Below are 17,786 nucleotides of genomic sequence, written 5' to 3'. Positions count from 1 at the left end.
CTACGGCGACGAGAGAATTCTCCCCCGGCCGCAGGTCGAACCGCCAATGGCACAAAAAGTGGTGAGTGGAAGGACTGCGTCATGCACGAGAAGAACTTCGACCACGAGGACGTGAAGGCGGCCCTCGAGAAGACCGACACCGCCGACGGACCCGGCACCGACAACCTCGATGGCCTTCCGGCAAGCGACTTCGTCGCCTTCGCCGAGGGCGGGGTCGAGAACGACGCGGAGACCCCGAAGTGACCGCCACCATCGCTTACGACCGCCCCGTCTCGAACTTCATCGACAAACTCAGCGCCACGGGCCACGTCACCCACAACTCCTACAGGAAGACGTCGGTCACGCTGCACCACAACGGCGGCCGGCTTTCGCACCAGGGTGTGCTCAACGTCTGGAAGACGCGTCCCGCTTCGGCGCACTTCGACGTGGACGCAGCCGGTGCCGTCGCTCAGTACGTCAAAGTGAACGAGTACGCCTGGGCCGTAGGAGACACGGTCGGCAACCAGAGATCGATCAGCATCGAAATGGCGAACGAAACGCTCGCACCCGCCTGGACGGTCTCCGAGATCACGTGGAAGAACTCCGCACGGCTCGCCGGCTGGCTCTTCGCCAAGGTGATCGGCGAACGCCCCAGCACAAGAAACCTCTTCTACCACCACCACTGGTCCTCAACCGCCTGCGCCGGCCCGCACATGGACACGCACTACAACAAGGTCCTCGCGGCGGCTCAGGAGGCGTACGACCACTTCAAGGCTTCACACCCAGTCCGTGTGTCGAACACCGAGCCGTTCCCCGGTGCGTCGTTCTTCCACACCGGACGGAAATCGCCGATCATCGCCGCAATGCACCACCGACTCGTCGCCAAAGGCTGCGACCGGTACCAGTCCCACGCCAACACCGACGTATGGGGCCCGGGCGATGTGAAGTCCTACGCCGCCTGGCAAAAGAAACTCGGCTTCGACGGCGCCGCCGCCAACGGCATACCCGGCGAGACCAGTTGGGACAAACTACAGGTCCCCAACGTCTGAGCGTCGAGGAATTGTCAAGAACTGTGGACGTGCCCTCATCCTGGCCGTCTCTAGCATCATCGCGAGCTTGGTCGCGAGCGTGTCACGCGCTTGACCCACGGCTGCACACCGGGCTGCGCCTGAAGTCGTAGCCCCCCGGTCGGCGAGTGCGTCGACGAGCAGGAGTCCCCGCCCCTGGAGCGCGTCCTCCGCAGGCGTGCGTTCCCGGCCGCCGGCCCGGACAGCCCGGTGGACCCGGTCAGCCTTCAAGTCCCTCTGCGTGAGATCGGCGTCCCGCCGCAGCGCGGCAGGACCTCCGCAACCCGACAGGTGGGTGGTGGTCTTGTTGGTCACCGAGTCCGACGGAACCTGGAGCCGATTCGCCCTCGGCGACCACTGAGGACTGTGTCGCTGAGGCCGCCTGTCTGTCAGCCCTGCCGATAGGGTCCGCATGGCAGCCAGCCCCGGAAGGACTCTCACATGACGACGTTTGCCGAGCTCACCGCCTGGGCCGGCACCGGGAACGTTACAAGGGCAGACCCGGCAGTCGTGTCGGCGGGCTGGCAGATCCCCGAGGATCAGAAGGCACTACTGGTCAGTGTCGGGATCCCCATCGTTGATCAGTTGATCGAGTACATATCGCTCCAGGTGGAAGCGGCTCCAGTACTTCAGACGTCAGACGTCAGGTCGCTCTACCGCCTCACCCGGAACCGCCATGGTGACCTCGTGCCCGGCCTGGAATGGTCGTTCGGCGTCGAACTCGGGACAGGCAGGGTCCACTACGTCCTTCCGCAACGCGAGGCATGGTTCGCGAACTCCTCCATCGGCCTGTGGCTGCGAACCCTGCACCACTACGGCCTGCACGTCAGCGAATCCGAGATCCTCAGCGACCCGGATGACCGCGAGGACGAAGCCCTGGCCGAGCTCAGCACGCTCGCTGACGAACTCAAGAAGATCGATCCACCTGCCTTCGACGGCTACCACGGGTTCATCTGGGCCGAGTTCCTCGACCGCTGGCTCTGGTAGTCGCACGCGGCCGCCACAACCCCAAGCGATCACTCCACGTGCTCAGTGCATCGAGATGCTCGCGAATACGCGACACCGCACCATGCGAGTTCACCCGCCTCAACCCCCGACAAAGATCGCTGACCTTGAACGGCCATGCCAACCGGTTTCAGTGAACGCGCCGACCGGGATCCGGTTCCCGATCGGCGCGTCGCGGACTGCAGGCGGCGGTATCAGCCCAGGTGCCGGGCGAAGAACCTCAGCGTGCTCTCCAGCTCGAATGCCGGGAGCTCCCCGTGCCTGCCGGGGTTGGCGTGCAACGTCTTCTCGGCCGAGCCCAAGGCGTCGAACAGCGCCAAGCTCTGGACCCGTGGCACTCGCTCATCGTCCCACTGCACCAAGAACTCCACGGGGATGGTGATCCGCGCGGCGGCCTCGGCCGACGCCAGCACCCCGCCCAAACCCAGTACCGCTGCGCGGACCCGGGGTTCGGCAGCGATGAACGGAACACCGAGTCCGCATCCCAGCGAGACCCCCCAGTAGCCCACCGGGCCGGCGCCTACGTGCTCGAGTTGCTGAACCGCGTCCAGGACCGCCCGCCATTCCGGCACGGTCTGGCGGGCTACGAGCGCCTGGAAGCCGGCGATCAGCGGAGCCAACTCTTCCCCGGCCTCAACACGAGACCGGTTCTCGGTCGCGATCCGGTCGTACTCCTCCACCTTCGGCCGGTCGCCATGGGCGGGCACGTCGACCGCCACGACCGCGAAACCGCATTCGGTCACGAAGCCGCGTGCATGAGCCAGGACGTCAGGGGCCTTCTTGTGCTGACCGCCACCGTGTCCCATCAAGACGAGCGGACGAGTGGCGCCGGCACCTTCCGGCGTCCACAACACGCCAGGAATGTCGCCGAGGGTGAATTGCTGTTCGCGGACGCCGTCGGACGACGTCTCAGAGATGAAGCGCATAGCGGTTCATGCCTTTCGGGATGCCTCTGCGGGCACTCCCTAGGCCATGCGAGGGAGGAAGGCCCGACCTGTCAAAGCGTTGATCGGTCTCACCTCCTCAATTCGCAGCAGTGCACGGCGGCAGGAACGTATCACGAAGGAACGTTGTCTGACGCGGCATTAGCTGCGCCGAGTTAGCAGTGCCGAGCGAGGGCCGGCGCACGCCCGGCTGCCCGCAGTACACCACCGCTGGGCCGCCGCGCCCGCGGGCACTGGGGCGGCGCCCGGCTCAGTCCCGCTCCACAATCCTGGACGGACGGAAGGCGGGTGCCAGGTGGCCACCTCCACCGAGCGTGGAACCCCGTCGATCCCGGAAGGCATCGAGGCGCCGTCCAGCCGGTTGACGCATCCGCCCTGCTCGGCGCCGAATCAGCGGGGGTGGGCAGAGCCGTGGCGGGTACACGCCACGAAACTTTGTCGATGTCCGCGTCCAGCTCGCGGCGCAGCACCGGGAGACCACACATGCAGGTGCGCCGATCAGGCTCCCCCACGGCGCTGGGCACGCCCGCCGAAGTCGTGGCCGACCGATACCGGTTGGAGGCCAGGCTCGGCTCCGGTGGCGCCGCCGACGTGTACCAGGGGATCGATCTCCGCCTCAAGCGTCCGGTGGCCGTCAAGGTCTTCCGGCCCGACGGCGAGCCGGCGCTGGCGCAGCGCTTCGCGGACGAGGCCGTGCTGCTGGCGAGGTTGCAGCACCCGGGGCTCGTCACTCTCTACGACGCGGGACGGCACCAGGACCGCCCCTTCCTCGTGATGGAGCTGGTGAAAGGCCCCACCCTGGCCCAGCGCATCTCGGCTGGGGTCATGGAGCCTGCGCGTGTGGCCCGGCTCGGCACCGCCCTCGCAGGAGCTCTCGCCCATGTGCACGCGGCGGGCATCGTGCACCGCGACGTCAAACCTTCGAACGTTCTGCTGGACACCGCGGGCGTCCCGCACCTCGCCGACTTCGGCATCTCACGAATGATGGGCGCCACCCGGCACACGGCTTCCGGGGCGCTTCTCGGCACCGCCGCCTACCTGGCACCGGAGCAGGTGCTGGGCAAGGTCGTGGGACCGTCCGCCGACATCTACGCGCTCGGCCTGGTCCTGCTGGAATGTGTGAAGGGCGAACTCGAATACGGCGGCACGCCCCTTGAAGCCGCTGTGGCTCGCCTGCACCGCCCGCCTGTAGTTCCGCCCTCAGTGCCTCCGCGGCTGGCCGAGCTGATCCATGCCATGACAGCACTTGAGGACAAGGCACGACCTGACGCCGAACAGTGCACCGAGACGCTCTCGGCCCTGTCCGCTGAGGCCCTCATGCCAACCGCGGCCAACGCTGTCCGTCCCAACGGTCCCGGCAGCGGCAGCGGCAGGGACACGCACGCCAGGGCAGGGGCACGACCTGAGGAAGGCCCCGCACCGACTGCCGCCGGGCCGAGCCTCCGGCACCAGGTATCGAAGCCGTCCCGTACCCGCCGTCCACTGCTGGCCACCGGTGCGGCCGTGCTCACAGCACTCCTCGGCGCCACCCTGGTCGCCTCACTGGACGGTGCGGGAGACGGCGCCGAACGGTCCGCCCCAGGCTCACACGGATCCACTCCCCTACAGCAGACCTCCCCCACCACCTCCGCAGAAAGCCCACGGGATGCGGCCGGGCGGCCGGCCGCATCCACGTCCACACCCCCATCGAAAGCTCATCGTCCCGCGACATCGGCGGCTTCCGGACCGCGGGCCCGTACGGCAAGCACTCCCGGACCTGGAACATCAGCGGACCGCAAGAACGCACGGAGCAGCCGCACCCGCCCGGGCGCTGCTCGGTCCAATGACAAGAACCCATCCGAGAAGTCAGCGAAACCGAAAGGCCAACCCGCGGAAAAGGCACACCACTGACTTCCCGCGCTCGACATGACAGGGGCACAGACGGTCGCGATCGAGGTGGAGCAGGGCGACACCCTCGGTCGACCGGCCAGCGTGCTCGCTTCGGCCCGACGCGGGCCTGCGGGCATCACGACCCGGGTCGGCGGAGTAGCGGTCATCCGCGACGGACACTGAAGCGACGACTGGACCGTCCTCCTCTGCGATCCGCGCATGGGGCTGGGGCTGTTCGCCGCGGTCAAGCGTTGGCACCGGGTGGCGGCCGCAGCCCCGACCGACGCACCCAGCCAGGGCCGCGTCCGTCGCGTGGGCAGCTCGACTTCCGTGGTCGCACCGAAGTAGGTCATTAAATGCCCAAAATAGTGCAAGGTGGGATAATTGAGTTAAGCGGGGACGCGTCACCGGTCCCCCTCCCCCACTGACCGTGAAGAGGCGGATCCGACCATGTCGAAGAAACCACGTTCGTCCGAGCCACCGCACGGTAAGGGTCCCAGCCGTCACCAGGGCACCGGACAGCACGGCTGGTCGCCCGATGTGGACGAGACGCGCCAGCAGGACAACCCGAGCGCCCACCGCTCCTTCCGGCCAGAGCAGGCCGGCGAAAAGGGTCGGGGCCGGTCGGGCTCCCCGGAGGAGACGAAGTCCGTTCCGGGCGACACGGCCAAGAGCAGCAGTGCGAGAGGCGAGGAGTACGGCGACGCGGACGAGAAGGGCAGGCGCGACACCGGGCCCAAGGGCCGCTCCCAGCGCCCCAGCGGCACCAGGGACGCTTCCGCCGCGACCGGCGTGGATCCACAGGACCCGCCGTCCGGGCGCCGACAGGGTTGACGGTCCCCTGGCGCCTGGACGGCCTGATTCGCGGCGGCCTGACTCGCGGCTGGACGAGCGACGCCCCTGTCAGCGGATCCGTTCGGATGCCGTCAGCAGATCCGCGGCAGTTGCTCCCCGATCGGTAGATCGACCACCCGCGTCCCTCCCAGGCCGGTCCGTGCCACCACCATGCCGGGATGCCCCTCCACGGCCTCACCGATGATCACGGAGTCCGCGCCCAGAGGATGGGCTCGCATCGCGGCGAGGACCGCGTCGGCGTGCTCGCGCGGGACGAAGGCCACCAGCTTGCCCTCGTTGGCGATGTACATGGGGTCCAGTCCGAGAATGGCGCAGGCGTTGGCGACGGCCGGCGGGACCGGGACGTCGCGTTCCTGGATGACCACTCCGGTGCCGGAGGCCTGCGCGATCTCATTGAGCGAGGCGGCCAGGCCGCCTCGGGTGGGGTCGCGCAGGACGTGCAGATCCGGGGTGACGGTGAGCATGGCGTCGACCAGGCCGCCGAGCGCCGCGCAGTCGCTCTTGATCTCGACTCCGAACTCCAGGCCCTCCCGCACGCTCATGACCGCCACCCCGTGGACGCCGATGGCGCCGCTGACGATCACGACATCGCCGGGGACGACTCGCTGAGGGCGCAGATCGACGCCCGCAGGGACCAGACCGATGCCCGCGGTGTTGATGTAGATCCCATCGCCGTGTCCGGCCTCCACCACCTTGGTGTCGCCGGTGGCCACCTCCACACCGGCGGTGCGCGCGGCCGCGCCCAGCGCCTCGGACACGCGGGTGACCACGTCGAGCTCGACACCCTCCTCCAGGATGAATCCGCAGGAGAGGTAGGCCGCGCGGGCTCCGCTCATGGCGAGGTCGTTGACGGTGCCGTTGACCGCCAGATCGCCGATGCTGCCGCCGGGGAAGAACAGCGGCCGCACCACGTAGGAGTCGGTGGAGAAGGCCAGCCGGGCACCGCCCAGGGAGAGGACGGCGGCGTCACCCATCTGGGCGAGCACCGTGCCCCCGAAAGCGGGCGCGAAGATCTGCTGGACCAGTTCGGCGGAGAGGACTCCCCCACCGCCGTGGCCCATGACGACGCGGGGCCGGTCCCGCAGGGGCGCCGGACACGTCCACGCCTCGACGTCCAGGGCGGGGACGGGGAGATCGGTGGTGTCAGACAACGGGGGTCGCCTCCTGAGCCTTGGTGGCGGGCATGTCCAGCCGCCGGTAGAGGTAGTACGCGGCGCAGGCTCCCTCGCTGGAGACCATGGTGGCCCCCAGCGGGGTGCGAGGGGTGCACAGGGTGCCGAAGGCCTCGCACTCGTGTGGCTTGAGCAGCCCCTGCAGGACCTCTCCGCTGCGGCACTCGGCCGGCTCCTGGGTCCGGATGCCCTCGACGGAGAAGCGGTGCTCGGCGTCGTAGGCGCGGTACTTCGGTGCCAGCCGCCAGCCGCTCTGCGGGATCACCCCGATGCCGCGCCAGGCACGGTCGGTGACCTCGAAGACGTCCTCCAGCATGGCCCGGGCGGCCGGGTTGCCCTCCGCGCGCACGGCACGGGCGTAGGCGTTGTCGACGGTGTGCTCGCCGCGTTCCAGCTGCTGGACGGTACGGCGTACGCCTTCGAGGATGTCCAGGGGCTCGAAGCCCGTCACGACGATCGGTACCCGGAAGCGCTCCGCCAGTTCCGGGTACTCCCCCATGCCCATCACGCTGCAGACATGGCCGGCCGCGAGGAAGCCCTGCACCCGGCAGCTCGGCGACGACATGATGGCCTCGATGGCGGGCGGTACGCGGACATGGGACACCAGCATGCTGAAGTTCCCGATGCCCAGCTTCCGGGCCTGGTGGACCGTCATGGCGTTGGGGGGTGCAGTCGTCTCGAAGCCGATGCCGAAGAACACCACCTCGCGCTCCGGGTTCTGCCGGGCGATCCGCAGCGCGTCGAGCGGTGAGTAGACGACGCGCACGTCACCGCCCTCGCCGCGGACCTGGAACAGGTCCCGTCCGGTGCCCGGCACGCGCAGCATGTCGCCGAAGGAGCAGAAGATCACCTCCGGTCGGGAGGCGATCTCCAGGGCCTTGTCGATGACCTCCAGTGGAGTCACGCACACCGGGCAGCCGGGTCCATGGATCAACTCGACCTTCTCCGGCAGGAGTTGGTCGATGCCGTGACGGATGATGCTGTGCGTCTGCCCTCCGCACACCTCCATCAGGGCCCACGGCCTGGTCACCGTGGCGTGGATGTCGTCGAGCAGGCGGCGGGCCAGCTCCGGGTCCTGGAACTCGTCGATGTACTTCACTACTTGCGCACCTCTTCCACCGGGTCGACGCCCGCCTCGGTCGCCGCCATCTCCCAGGCGTCGCCGAACTCCTCCTGCAACAAGCCGAGTTCGGCGAAGAGTTCGAGTGTCTGCCGCGCCGACTCCTCGTCCAGCCGCTGCAGGGCGAACCCGACGTGGACGATGGCGTACTCGCCGACCTGGAGGTCGGGCAGATACTCCAGGCACACCTCCTTGACCACGCCGCCGAAGTCGACGGTGGCCATCCGGGTGCCGTCCCGTTCCTCGATGTCCAGCACTCTGCCGGGTACCGCCAGGCACATGAGTGATCTCCTCGCTGTCGGTCGCGCGTCTGCTCAGTCGGTGGGGATGGGACGGGGAGTGGGAGTGGCGCGGGCGGCCACCATCAGTTGGCCCAGCGCCAGGCCACCGTCGTTGGGCGGCACCAGGTGGTGCCGCAGGACCGTGAAGCCGTCCTCGCGCAGGGTGGCGGAACAGGCCGCGGAGAGCAGCGTGTTGGCGAACACGCCTCCCGTCAGTGCGACCGTGTCCAGCCCGTGCCGCTCTCGCGCCCGCACGCACATCCGGTGCACCAGGCCGGCCACGCCCCGGTGGAAGCGCGCGGCGACCAGTGCCGGCTCGACTCCCCCGCGCAGGTCGCCGACGATCGCCGCGAGTACAGGTGCCGGGTCGGCCCGTACCGGTTCCGGATCGGCCTGTACGGCGCCGTCCCGGTTCTCCTCCGGTGCGTGCAGGGCGAAGGCGTACGCGGTGGTGTCGTCGGCCGGTGCACGCACCGCCGCCCCCTCCAGTTCGACGGCGGCCTGTGCCTCGTATCCGGCTCGGTGGCACACCCCGGCGAGGGAGGACACGGCGTCGAAGAGCCGGCCCATGCTGGATGTGGGGACACAGTTCAGGCCGCGCTCCAACTGCCTTTCCAGCAGGTGGAGTTCGTCGGGCGGGCAGGCGGTCGTACAGGCGAGGTCGTCGGACCGGTCGATCCCGGCCGCCCTCAGATGGGACAGCGCCATGCGGTACGGCCGGCGCACCGCGGCGTCACCACCGGGCAGGGAAACATACGCGAGATGTCCGAACCGGGTGAAGCGGTCGTAGTCCGCGACCAGGAACTCCCCGCCCCACACGGCGCCGTCGTCACCGTGGCCGGTGCCGTCGAAGGCGACGCCGATCACCGGCCGGGTGCCGTCCAGTCCGTGTTCGGCCATGGCGGCGGCAATGTGCGCGTGATGGTGCTGGACGCGTACGACGGGCCGGTGCGCCGCGTTCCGGTCGGCCCATCCGGCGGAGCGGTAGCCAGGATGCCGGTCGGCGACCAGGACCTCGGGCCGCACTCCCGTGATGGACTCCAACTGCGCCACCGCGCCCGCGAAGACCCGCTGTGTGCCGACGTCGTCCATGTCGCCGATGTGCGCCGACAGCCAGGCCTGACGGCCCGCCCCGAGACAGAAGGCGTTCTTCAGGTCTCCGCCGACGGCCAGGACCGGACGCACGGGCAGCGGGAGGGAAAGCGGCAACGGGGCGTAGCCACGCGAGCGGCGGATCACCAGTGGCTCCCCGTCGCAGACGCGGACCACGGAGTCGTCGCAGGGGACGTGGATCGGCCGGTCGTGCGTGAGCCAGGCGTCCGCCAGGTGCGCGAGTCGCTCCAACGCCTCGTTGTCTTCGGTGACGATGGGCTCACCGGACAGGTTGCCGCTGGTCATGACGAGCAGCCCGGGGCCGTCCGGGTCGCCGGGCAGACCGAGCAGCAGATGGTGCACGGGCGTGTAGGGCAGCATCACGCCGAGGTCTGGACTGCCGGGTGCCACGGCCTCGGCGGGCCGGAGGCCCCCGGGGATGTGCGACGGGCGCGGACGCCGCCTCAGCAGCACGACCGGCCTGGCACGGCCTTCGAGCAGGCTCCGTTCCGCCGGGCTCAGCCGCACGAGGTGACGGACGTCGTCCGCGGTCCTGGCCATGACGGCGAACGGCTTGTCCCCGCGCGCCTTTCGCCGGCGCAGGAGGGCGACCGCGTCCTGGTTCGAGGCATCGCAGGCCAGGTGGTAGCCGCCCAGGCCCTTCACGGCGAGGATCGCGCCCCGCGTCAGCAGCGCGCGGGCCTCGGTGACCGGGTCCGCCCCCTCGATCTTCCCGATCCGTGCTTCCTGGGCGAGGACCAACCGCAGACGGGGCCCGCAGGCCGGGCAGGCGACCGGCTGCGCGTGGAACCGGCGGTCGGCCGGATCCTCGTACTCCCGGGCGCAGTCGGGGCACATCGGGAAGCCCGCCATGGTGGTGTTCGCCCGGTCGTACGGCACGCCGGTGACGATCGTGAAGCGCGGGCCGCAGTGGGTGCAGTTGACGAACGGGTGCCGGTAGCGCCGGTCCGCCGGGGTGGCCAGCTCGCCGAGGCAGTCGGCACAGGTGGCGGAGTCCGGGGAGACCAGGGTGCGGGCCGGTCCGCCGGTGCGCGAGGTGAGGATGGTGAACGCGGTGCCGCCGACGGGAGCCATCTCCCGGTGGTGGACGGACTCCACGCGGGCCAGCGGCGGTGCCTGGGCGGCGATCAGGTCGCAGAACCGGGCCACGGCCGAGGCGCTGCCCTCGACCTCCGCGACGACGCCCTCCGGGGTGTTGGTCACATGTCCGGCCAGGGCCAGTTCGGTGGCGAGGCCGTAGAGGTAGGGCCTGAAGCCCACGCCCTGTACGACTCCCCGGACGGTGACCCGGCGGCGTCGTGGGGTGTTCCCGGCGACGGCGGTCGGAGCCTGCGGACCGCTCACGAGTGGGTGTGGGCCATGGTGCCGGTGGCCTCCGGGTGCGTGTGGGTGTGGGTGTGGAGATGAGGCTGCCGGGCCATGACCGGTGAGTGGACGGGTGTGCCGTCCGCCGCGCCCAGCGCCCGGTCGAGCAGCGCGCCGACTCCCTGCCCCCGGCGTGCCGACGTCAGGATCACCTCGACCCCCGGGTTGACCTGCTGCACATTCGCGCGGAACGCCGCCTCGTCGAACTCGACGGCCTCCGCGATGTCGGTCTTGGTGACCACCACGAGGTGGGCGAGACCGAAGGCGGTGGGGTACTTGAGGGGCTTGTCCTCGCCCTCCGTCACGGAGGCGAGCGTGACTCTCAGCGTCTCCCCCAGGTCGTAGGAGGCCGGGCAGACGAGGTTGCCGACGTTCTCCACGAACAGCAGCCGGGTGTCCTCGGGCAGCCAGCCGTCCAGGTGCCCGGCGAGCATCCCCGCCTCCAGATGACACAGTCCGTCCGTGAGCACCTGCTTGACCGGGACCCCCGAACGCGCCAGCCGGGCCGCGTCGTTCTCGGTGGCCAGATCGGCGCTCAGCGCCGCGACGGGAACCGCCCGCTCCCGTGCTCGCAGCAGTTCGCGCTCCAGCAGCGCGGTCTTGCCGCTGCCCGGACTGGACAGCAGGTTGACGACCGCGATGCCTCGAGCCGTAAGGTGCGCGCGCAGTTCGTGGGCGCTCGCGTCGTTCTTCGCGAGTACGGCCTGCCGCAGGTCGACGACACGGCACATGGTTCAGCGCTCCTCGGGGATCGGTTCGCGGGTGAGTACTTGCGGGGGGCCGCCGTCCTCCCAGTGCACGTCGAGGATCTGCAGTTCCCGACCCGCGAGCAGGTCGGTCTGCGTACCGCCGCACGCGGGGCAGGTCAGCCGGGGCGGCATGCCGACGGCCCATTCGTGTGTGCAGGGGGTGCAGCGAGCCCGCCCCGGCACCGCTTCCGTGATCAGTTCGGCGCCTTCCAGCAGAGTTCCGGCGCAGGCGAGTTCGAAGGAGAAGGCGAGTGCGTCGGGTACGACGCCGGCCAGTTCGCCCACCTGGAGCCGTACCGATCGCACCGCCGTGACGTCTTTGGCCCGCATGGCGGCCTCTTCCACCTGGTCGACGACGGCCAGCGCGACGGACATCTCGTGCATGGGGCTTCGTCCTTCCGCAGGCTGCCTTCCGCGGGCTTCATTAGAGGCGGGCGCCCCCTGGAGGGGCGGCCCGGCACGCCGTCGCCGGCCGGCGGATACACCGTTCGACGCAACCTCACGGCGCACCGCCGGCTCCCGCGTTTCACATCCGTCGGATCCGCAGGTAGCGCCGGACGTCGGGAAGCACCTCGGCGGCGACAGCGACCAGGGCGGCGAGGGCCGCTCCACCGATGACGATCTTCTTCATCCCGTCTCTCCTCATGTCGAGATCCCACCGGCCGTGGCCCGCGGCGCGGACTCTCCCGGCTCCTCGTGCCGCAGCAGCTTTTCGATCAGCCGGACGGCCTCCGGTACGGCGTCGGACACCGGCGGGCTGAGACCGATGCCCTCGTCCACCGAGGCCGGTTCGCATCCCACGACCAGGACGCGGCGTGGTGGCTCGCCGCCGGTCCCGGCGCACAGGGTGTCCAGCAGTGCCAGGACGGCGTCCGGGGTCATCCGGTGGCCGTCCAGCGTGGCGGCGGGCGGCGAAGGGCTTCCGCCGATGTCGTGTTCGATCACGTACAGCGTGCCGGGGGCTTCGCCACGTGCCGTGGCGTCCACGAGGACCAGGGTGTCGTAGCCGTCCAGCAGCTGATAAGCGAGGTGCACCCCGCGCACCCCGATGTCCACGACCTCGATGTGTGCGGGCAGGTCGTGCTCGGCGAGCCGGCGGGCGGTCTCCACGCCGAAGCCGTCGTCCCCGAGGAAGACGTTGCCGATGCCGGCGACGAGAGTCCGGGGTCCTGACTGCGAAGCGGGGTTCATACGTCGTCCTCCAGCGGGGTGATCTCGTCCGGCTGGAAGTACAGGTACCGTCCCTGCTCGCGGCGGATGTCGGCGCCCGGGTCGCCCTCGACGGTGACCGCCAGGTGCACCCCGCCGTCGACGTCGTGCAGCACCGCCTCGACCGTCGCGGTGCGGCCCCGCAGGAAGATGTCCTGCGCGTCCGTGCGCCGCAGGCCCGGATGCAGTTCGACGCGGCTGCCCTGGCCCACCGACCGGCCGTCCACGACCACCCGGTCCCGCTCGGGGTCGAAGCCCGCGTCGCTCGCCGGGTCCCACCAGGGTGTGTCGGGCCGCTGCACCCCGTACTCGTCGGGGAAGCCGCCGTCCGGGGCGGACGGGCCCGGACCGGTCACTTCGCGCAGGCTTCGCACCGCGCCGTGCAGCCGCTCAAGGACCTCGGCCGGCATCGAGTCCGCCAGCTCGATCACGGCGGCCGCCCGCTCGTCGGTGCCCCGGGCCTCGCGTTTCTCCTCGTCGGTGAGGGCCGCTGTGCGCAGCGCGAGGATCTCGTCGATCTCGGTGGCGTCGTAGAGCGCGCCGGGACTCTCCGGCGCGATGGCCGGATGGTCCTGCAGGATGATCGGCGAGGACAGCACGAGGTCGGCACGGCCCGGTTCGCCGGCGAGTACGGGCCAGGTGTGCAGGTTGCGGCAGGCGGCGACCGCGCCCTTCGCCCACTCGGGGGGATCCGTCATCGACAGGAACGAGCCGGCGCTGAGGCCCATGAGGAGGTGGGTGGCCACCAGGGAGTGCGGCAGAGCCGCCTCCCGGTCCGCGCCGCGGCCCGCGGGCGGTGTCCAGTCGCTGGTGTTCTCGATGACGGCGGTCAGCCGCACGGTCCGGTAGGGGCCGTCGAGTTCGCGGGCCGAGAGCCGTACCGCCCCGCTGATCTCCTCGCAACGCCGCACCAGCCGGCCGACAGTGCGGCCGGCCTCGTCCACGACCGGCTCGGACTCCTCGCGGGCGGGCAGCCGGAAGGGATGTGTGACGCCGTCGCCGAGGAGCTCGTCCACCGACGCGACCACCTCGACGCGCTCCTCGTTTCCCTCGTCCCAGGGCACCAGCACCCGGTCGTCGAGGCGGAGTTCGGGCACCGTCTCGAAGCCGCCGTCCGGACAGGACTGCTGCACCGTGCGCCTTCGGGCGTGCAGGAAGCGCACCTCGACCGAGAGGGTCGCCCCCGCCTTCGGTTCCATCAGGCATTCGGTGTGCTGGAAGTCGTGCTCCTCGCACTCGGTGCCCCAGCCGGGCGGCACGAGCACACCGAACTGCCAGCGCAGCCGGTTCTTGGCCGCCGAGGCGCGGTACGGGTAGAGCACATAGCCCTCGAAGAGGACGGCGTCGGCCACCTGCCGGGCCAGAGCGAAGCGCTCCTCGGTCTCCGGGGCGAACGCGGTCACGGTCACGGATCGGTCCTTCCGGTGGTGGCGGTGAGGGCGCGCAGCGGGTCGTGCGCCGGCGGGTCGGCACCCTCAAGCAGCGCCGAGACGGTCGCCTCCCAGGAGGGCAGGGCATGCCGGGAGCGGTAGGCGAGGAGGGCGTCCATGGTGTCGCGGGGCAGCCGGATCCAGCCGCAGCCGGGGAAGTGCTGCTCGACCATGTCCCGCCAGGCGGTGACGGGCATTCTGAAGGCTGCCTCGCGGTCCCACGGGACGGGCTCCACCCGGAAGCCACCGGTTCCGGTGAACGCCGTACCGGAGAAGAGCATCAGCAAGGGGACCTCGCCGTCGGTGAGGGCGTCGAGATAGCGGGTCGCGGCGATGTCCATGTCGTAGGTGCAGGGAACGACGAGGTCGGTCTCGATCTCTCCGGTGAAGCTCGGGACCATGACCGAGACCTGGGCGAACTGCACCGGCTGGAGCGTGCTGCCCCAGCGTGAGCGCTCGCCGAAGAGGTCCGCGAGGCCGTCGGCCTCGGCGGGCTCGTAGCCACGGCGGGCGGGTTCGATCCGGATCTGGCAGCGCAACGCGAGGGCGTGCACGTGCGCGTTGTCGCCGGCGGTGACGCGCAGCCGGAAGACGAGGGTCGGACCGGCGGCGTAGCGGTCGGCTCGCACGCCGGTGCAGGCGAAGGAGAACTCGGTCACGGATGACCCACCTCGCCCAGGGGCCGGACCCGTCGCGCGACATCCGCGAAGAACGCGTCCAGCGCGGCGCGGGCCTCGGCTCCGCCGTCGAAGCCCTGCCACAACAGGCGCATACGGCCGACGAGTTCGTAGCAGATGTCGATGGGTACGAGGTGGCACTCGCAGCCGGCCTTCGTGCGGCGCAGCAGCAGCGCCTCCACGTCGGGTTCGAGCAGTCCGGCGAGGCGGCTGCCGCCGAGGACGTCCGTCCACGTGGCCGGTTCGAGTTCGCTCTCGGTGGCTCCGGCCGGGCTCGGGTAGAGGGCGACCAACCGGTCGAGCGCCGCGTTGCGGAAGAGGAAGGCGACGCCGACCGGGATCTGCAGCGCCTCCCACGCGCTCTCGTCGAGGCGGTGCCCGGGGTCGGTGAGGTAGCGGGCCGGGACCGTGCGGAAGCGGCCCGCGGCGGCGCCCGGCTGCTCCATCAGCAGCGCGCACGGGGCACAGGCGCACACCAGGGCGCGCTTCTCGGTGTCGACGAGATGGCGGTGGCCCGCCTCGACCGCCACGGCGCACAGCTCACAGCGTTCGGGCTGCGGAGGCTTCTCGGTGAGGAACCTCCGCAGGCCGGGCGTGCGCGTCGCCGGGGACGCCGTCATCGGGCCCCCGTCGGTGCCGTGCCGATCTGGAGGAGCCTCGGCCCCGCGGGGGCGGTCTGTACGTCGACCGCCCTGACCTCCGGTGCGAAGCAGGCGAGCGCTGCCTCAGCGGCCTCCTGGGCACCCGTGCCGCTGCCGCAACCGCAACCGCCGCCGGCCTCCCGGGCTCGCAGGGTCAGGGTGCCGCTCTCCTCGTCGAAGCCCACCACCTCCAGGGTGTGTTCCCGGACCCCGTCGAGGGCGCGGGCGATGCGGGTGTCGCGGTCCTCGGGGTGCAGGTCGTGCAGGACGAGCAGGCTCGCGACCAGTCCGTCACCGAGCAGCTCCGCGGGGAGTTCGCCTGGAGTGGAGGACAGCAGGTGGAGGACGCGGGCCAGGCCGGCGCCGTAGAAGTCCATGAGGGAGCGCACGAGTTCCTCCGCGGCCGCGGCGGCGGCCGGGTCGCCGCTCGCGGTGAGCCGCTCCAGCACCTCCTCGACACGGCGTCCGGTCTGCTCCGCGTTCACCGGCGTCGCCGCCGTCGCCGCGCTCATCCGCCCAGTCCGCTCAGGCCCGTGGGGACGTGCATCGACTTCACGGTCTTGCCGCCGCCGACGTACATGTGGACTCCGCAGGGCAGACAGGGGTCGAAGCTGCGGACGGCGCGCATGATGTCGATGCCCTTGAAGTTCTCCGGGGTGTTCTCCTCGAAGATGGGCGTGTTCTGCACGGCGTCCTCGTACGGGCCGGGCGTGCCGTAGGTGTCCCGGACGCTGGCGTTCCAGGGGGTCGGCGGGTACGGGTGGTAATTGGCGATCTTGCCGTCCCGGATCACCATGTGGTGGGACAGGACACCGCGGACGGCCTCGGTGAAACCGACGCCGATGCTCTCGTCCGGAACCTCGAACTTCTCCCAGGTCTGGGTGCGTCCGGCGCGGACCTCCGCCAGGCCCATCTCCGCGCAGTGCAGGGCGACCGCGGCGGCGTACGCCTGGAAGTAGGTGCGGGCGCGGTTGCGCTCCAGGGCGTTGGACCACTTCGGGATCTTCCACTCGAAGGTGGTCTCCGGCTTGGTCATGGTGCGGGGCAGGTTGATGACCACGCTCTGCCCGGTGGCCTTGACGTACCCGATGTCGACGAGACCGGACAGGGCCGTCGACCACAGGCGGGCGATGGGGCCGCCACCGGTGTCCAGGGCGAGGTGGTCCTTGCCGTCGAACCAGCGCGGGGACATGACCCAGCTGTACTTGTCGTCGAAGTTCCGCTTCTGCGGGGTGGGGATGGTGTGCTGGTTCCACGGGTGGCGCGGGTCCACCGGGTTGCCGAGCGGGTCGTGGGTGACGAACTGCTCCTGGCCCTGCCAGTCCTCGTAGTAGGAGCTGCCCAGCAGGATGCGGATGCCGAGGTTGATCTCCGTGAGGTCGTTGGTGACGAGCTTGCCGTCGACGACGATGCCGGGCGTGACGAACATCCGCCTGCCCCAGTCCGTCATGTTGGCGTAGGTGAAGTCGCAGTACTCGGGGTCGTTGAGCGCGCCCCAGCAGCCGAGCAGGACACGCCGGCGGCCTACTTCCTCGTACCCGGGCAGCGCCTCGTAGAAGAAGTCGAACAGGTCGTCGTGCAGCGGCACGACGCGCTTCATGAACTCCACGTAGCGCATCAGCCGGCTGAGGTAGTCCGTGAAGAGCTGCACGGAGGCGATGGTTCCGACGCCGCCCGGGTAGAGCGTGGAGGGGTGCACATGGCGGCCCTCCATCAGGCAGAACATCTCGCGCGTGTAGCGGCTGACCTGGAGGGCCTCGCGGTAGAACTCGCCCTCCAGCGGGTTGAGCGAGCGCATGATGTCGGCGATCGTGCGGTAGCCGTGCTCCGCGGCGTGCGGGGCCTCGGTGCGCTCGGCGAGTTCGAGGACGCCGGGGTTGGTCTCCTTGACCATCTTCTCGCAGTAGTCGACCCCGACCAGGTTCTCCTGGAAGATGTTGTGGTCGAACATGTACTCCGCGGACTCACCGAGGTTGATGATCCACTCGCCGAGGTGCGGGGGCTTCACGCCGTACGCCATGTTCTGCGCGTACACCGAACAGGTGGCGTGGTTGTCACCGCAGATGCCGCAGATGCGACTGGTGATGAAGTGGGCGTCGCGGGGGTCCTTGCCGCGCATGAAGACGCTGTAGCCACGGAAGACCGACGAGGTGCTGTAGCACTCGGCGACCCGCTTCTGCTTGAAGTCGATCTTCGTGTGGATGCCCAGGCTGCCCACGATCCGGGTGATCGGGTCCCAGGCCATCTCCACCAGGCCGCTGCCGTCGCCGGCCGCCTTCGTCTTCGGTGCCATCTGTGTGCCGTGCCCTT

The 17,786-nt window shown here is 70.1% G+C and carries 19 protein-coding genes; 5 read left to right on the top strand and 14 right to left on the bottom strand.

Features of this window, described 5'->3' with window-relative positions; translation table 11 throughout:
- Positions 1–81 precede the first annotated feature (81 nt).
- The 3 genes from H293_RS60895 (at position 82) to H293_RS56135 (ending at position 2,033) form a co-directional block, all read left to right on the top strand.
- Positions 82–243, top strand: coding sequence for a hypothetical protein (locus H293_RS60895; RefSeq protein WP_020124100.1), 162 nt, complete (start codon positions 82–84; stop codon positions 241–243).
- Positions 240–1,028, top strand: a complete 789-nt coding sequence (locus H293_RS0143750) for a peptidoglycan-binding protein (RefSeq protein WP_020124099.1) — start codon at positions 240–242, stop codon at positions 1,026–1,028. Before H293_RS60895 ends, H293_RS0143750 begins: the two co-directional genes overlap by 4 nt.
- A 459-nt stretch (positions 1,029–1,487) precedes the next feature.
- On the top strand, positions 1,488–2,033 hold the full coding sequence (locus H293_RS56135; RefSeq protein ID WP_020124098.1) for an SUKH-4 family immunity protein: 546 nt from the start codon (positions 1,488–1,490) through the stop codon (positions 2,031–2,033).
- A gap of 212 nt (positions 2,034–2,245) precedes the next feature.
- Here H293_RS56135 and H293_RS0143740 read toward each other — a convergent pair whose 3' ends face one another.
- Entirely contained in the window at positions 2,246–2,977 is a 732-nt protein-coding gene (locus H293_RS0143740) for a dienelactone hydrolase family protein (protein ID WP_020124097.1), read from the bottom strand.
- Positions 2,978–3,478: 501 nt separating this feature from the next.
- On the opposite strand from H293_RS0143740, the gene H293_RS0143735 reads away from it, so the two are divergent.
- Together H293_RS0143735 and H293_RS0143730 are read left to right on the top strand one after the other, a co-directional pair.
- A complete protein-coding gene (locus tag H293_RS0143735) occupies positions 3,479–4,885 on the top strand; it encodes a serine/threonine-protein kinase (protein ID WP_020124096.1) in 1,407 nt (468 codons plus the stop codon).
- Positions 4,886–5,314: 429 nt separating this feature from the next.
- Positions 5,315–5,698 carry a hypothetical protein gene (locus H293_RS0143730; protein WP_028808727.1) on the top strand — a complete coding sequence of 128 codons (384 nt, stop codon included), beginning with the start codon at positions 5,315–5,317 and terminating at the stop codon, positions 5,696–5,698.
- 92 nt (positions 5,699–5,790) lie between these two features.
- Here H293_RS0143730 and hypE read toward each other — a convergent pair whose 3' ends face one another.
- From hypE to H293_RS0143665, 13 genes are all read right to left on the bottom strand, one after another.
- Positions 5,791–6,870 (bottom strand): hydrogenase expression/formation protein HypE, encoded by a 1,080-nt coding sequence (gene hypE / locus H293_RS0143725; RefSeq protein ID WP_020124094.1) that lies wholly within the window; start codon positions 6,868–6,870, stop codon positions 5,791–5,793.
- Positions 6,863–7,990: a hydrogenase formation protein HypD gene (gene hypD, locus H293_RS0143720; protein WP_020124093.1), complete on the bottom strand. Its 1,128-nt coding sequence runs from the start codon at positions 7,988–7,990 to the stop codon at positions 6,863–6,865. Before hypD ends, hypE begins: the two co-directional genes overlap by 8 nt.
- Positions 7,990–8,292 carry a HypC/HybG/HupF family hydrogenase formation chaperone gene (locus tag H293_RS0143715; protein WP_020124092.1) on the bottom strand — a complete coding sequence of 101 codons (303 nt, stop codon included), beginning with the start codon at positions 8,290–8,292 and terminating at the stop codon, positions 7,990–7,992. Before H293_RS0143715 ends, hypD begins: the two co-directional genes overlap by 1 nt.
- Positions 8,293–8,325: 33 nt before the next feature.
- Complete coding sequence (gene hypF / locus H293_RS0143710; RefSeq protein WP_020124091.1) at positions 8,326–10,749, bottom strand: carbamoyltransferase HypF; 2,424 nt, start codon at positions 10,747–10,749, stop codon at positions 8,326–8,328.
- Positions 10,746–11,501, bottom strand: a complete 756-nt coding sequence (gene hypB, locus H293_RS0143705) for a hydrogenase nickel incorporation protein HypB (protein ID WP_020124090.1) — start codon at positions 11,499–11,501, stop codon at positions 10,746–10,748. Before hypB ends, hypF begins: the two co-directional genes overlap by 4 nt.
- Positions 11,502–11,504: 3 nt before the next feature.
- The gene (locus H293_RS0143700; RefSeq protein ID WP_020124089.1) at positions 11,505–11,903 is read right to left on the bottom strand and encodes a hydrogenase maturation nickel metallochaperone HypA/HybF; all 399 of its coding nucleotides are present in this window, start codon (positions 11,901–11,903) and stop codon (positions 11,505–11,507) included.
- Between the two features lie 142 nt (positions 11,904–12,045).
- Positions 12,046–12,150, bottom strand: coding sequence for a DUF6893 family small protein (locus H293_RS61835; protein WP_020124088.1), 105 nt, complete (start codon positions 12,148–12,150; stop codon positions 12,046–12,048).
- Positions 12,151–12,161: 11 nt separating this feature from the next.
- On the bottom strand, positions 12,162–12,710 hold the full coding sequence (locus H293_RS0143690; RefSeq protein WP_020124087.1) for a hydrogenase maturation protease: 549 nt from the start codon (positions 12,708–12,710) through the stop codon (positions 12,162–12,164).
- Positions 12,707–14,137, bottom strand: a complete 1,431-nt coding sequence (locus H293_RS0143685) for a hypothetical protein (RefSeq protein ID WP_020124086.1) — start codon at positions 14,135–14,137, stop codon at positions 12,707–12,709. Before H293_RS0143685 ends, H293_RS0143690 begins: the two co-directional genes overlap by 4 nt.
- Entirely contained in the window at positions 14,134–14,817 is a 684-nt protein-coding gene (locus tag H293_RS0143680; RefSeq protein WP_020124085.1) for a DUF6084 family protein, read from the bottom strand. Before H293_RS0143680 ends, H293_RS0143685 begins: the two co-directional genes overlap by 4 nt.
- On the bottom strand, positions 14,814–15,455 hold the full coding sequence (locus tag H293_RS0143675) for a DUF5947 family protein (protein WP_020124084.1): 642 nt from the start codon (positions 15,453–15,455) through the stop codon (positions 14,814–14,816). Before H293_RS0143675 ends, H293_RS0143680 begins: the two co-directional genes overlap by 4 nt.
- Complete coding sequence (locus H293_RS0143670) at positions 15,452–15,988, bottom strand: hypothetical protein (protein ID WP_020124083.1); 537 nt, start codon at positions 15,986–15,988, stop codon at positions 15,452–15,454. Before H293_RS0143670 ends, H293_RS0143675 begins: the two co-directional genes overlap by 4 nt.
- Positions 15,985–17,769 carry a nickel-dependent hydrogenase large subunit gene (locus tag H293_RS0143665; protein ID WP_020124082.1) on the bottom strand — a complete coding sequence of 595 codons (1,785 nt, stop codon included), beginning with the start codon at positions 17,767–17,769 and terminating at the stop codon, positions 15,985–15,987. Before H293_RS0143665 ends, H293_RS0143670 begins: the two co-directional genes overlap by 4 nt.
- Positions 17,770–17,786: the final 17 nt, after the last annotated feature.

This window comes from Streptomyces canus 299MFChir4.1 (assembly GCF_000383615.1).
Taxonomy (GTDB): domain Bacteria; phylum Actinomycetota; class Actinomycetes; order Streptomycetales; family Streptomycetaceae; genus Streptomyces; species Streptomyces canus_C.
Note: the sequence above shows the minus strand (reverse complement) of the source record. Positions and strands in the feature narration are given on the sequence as shown.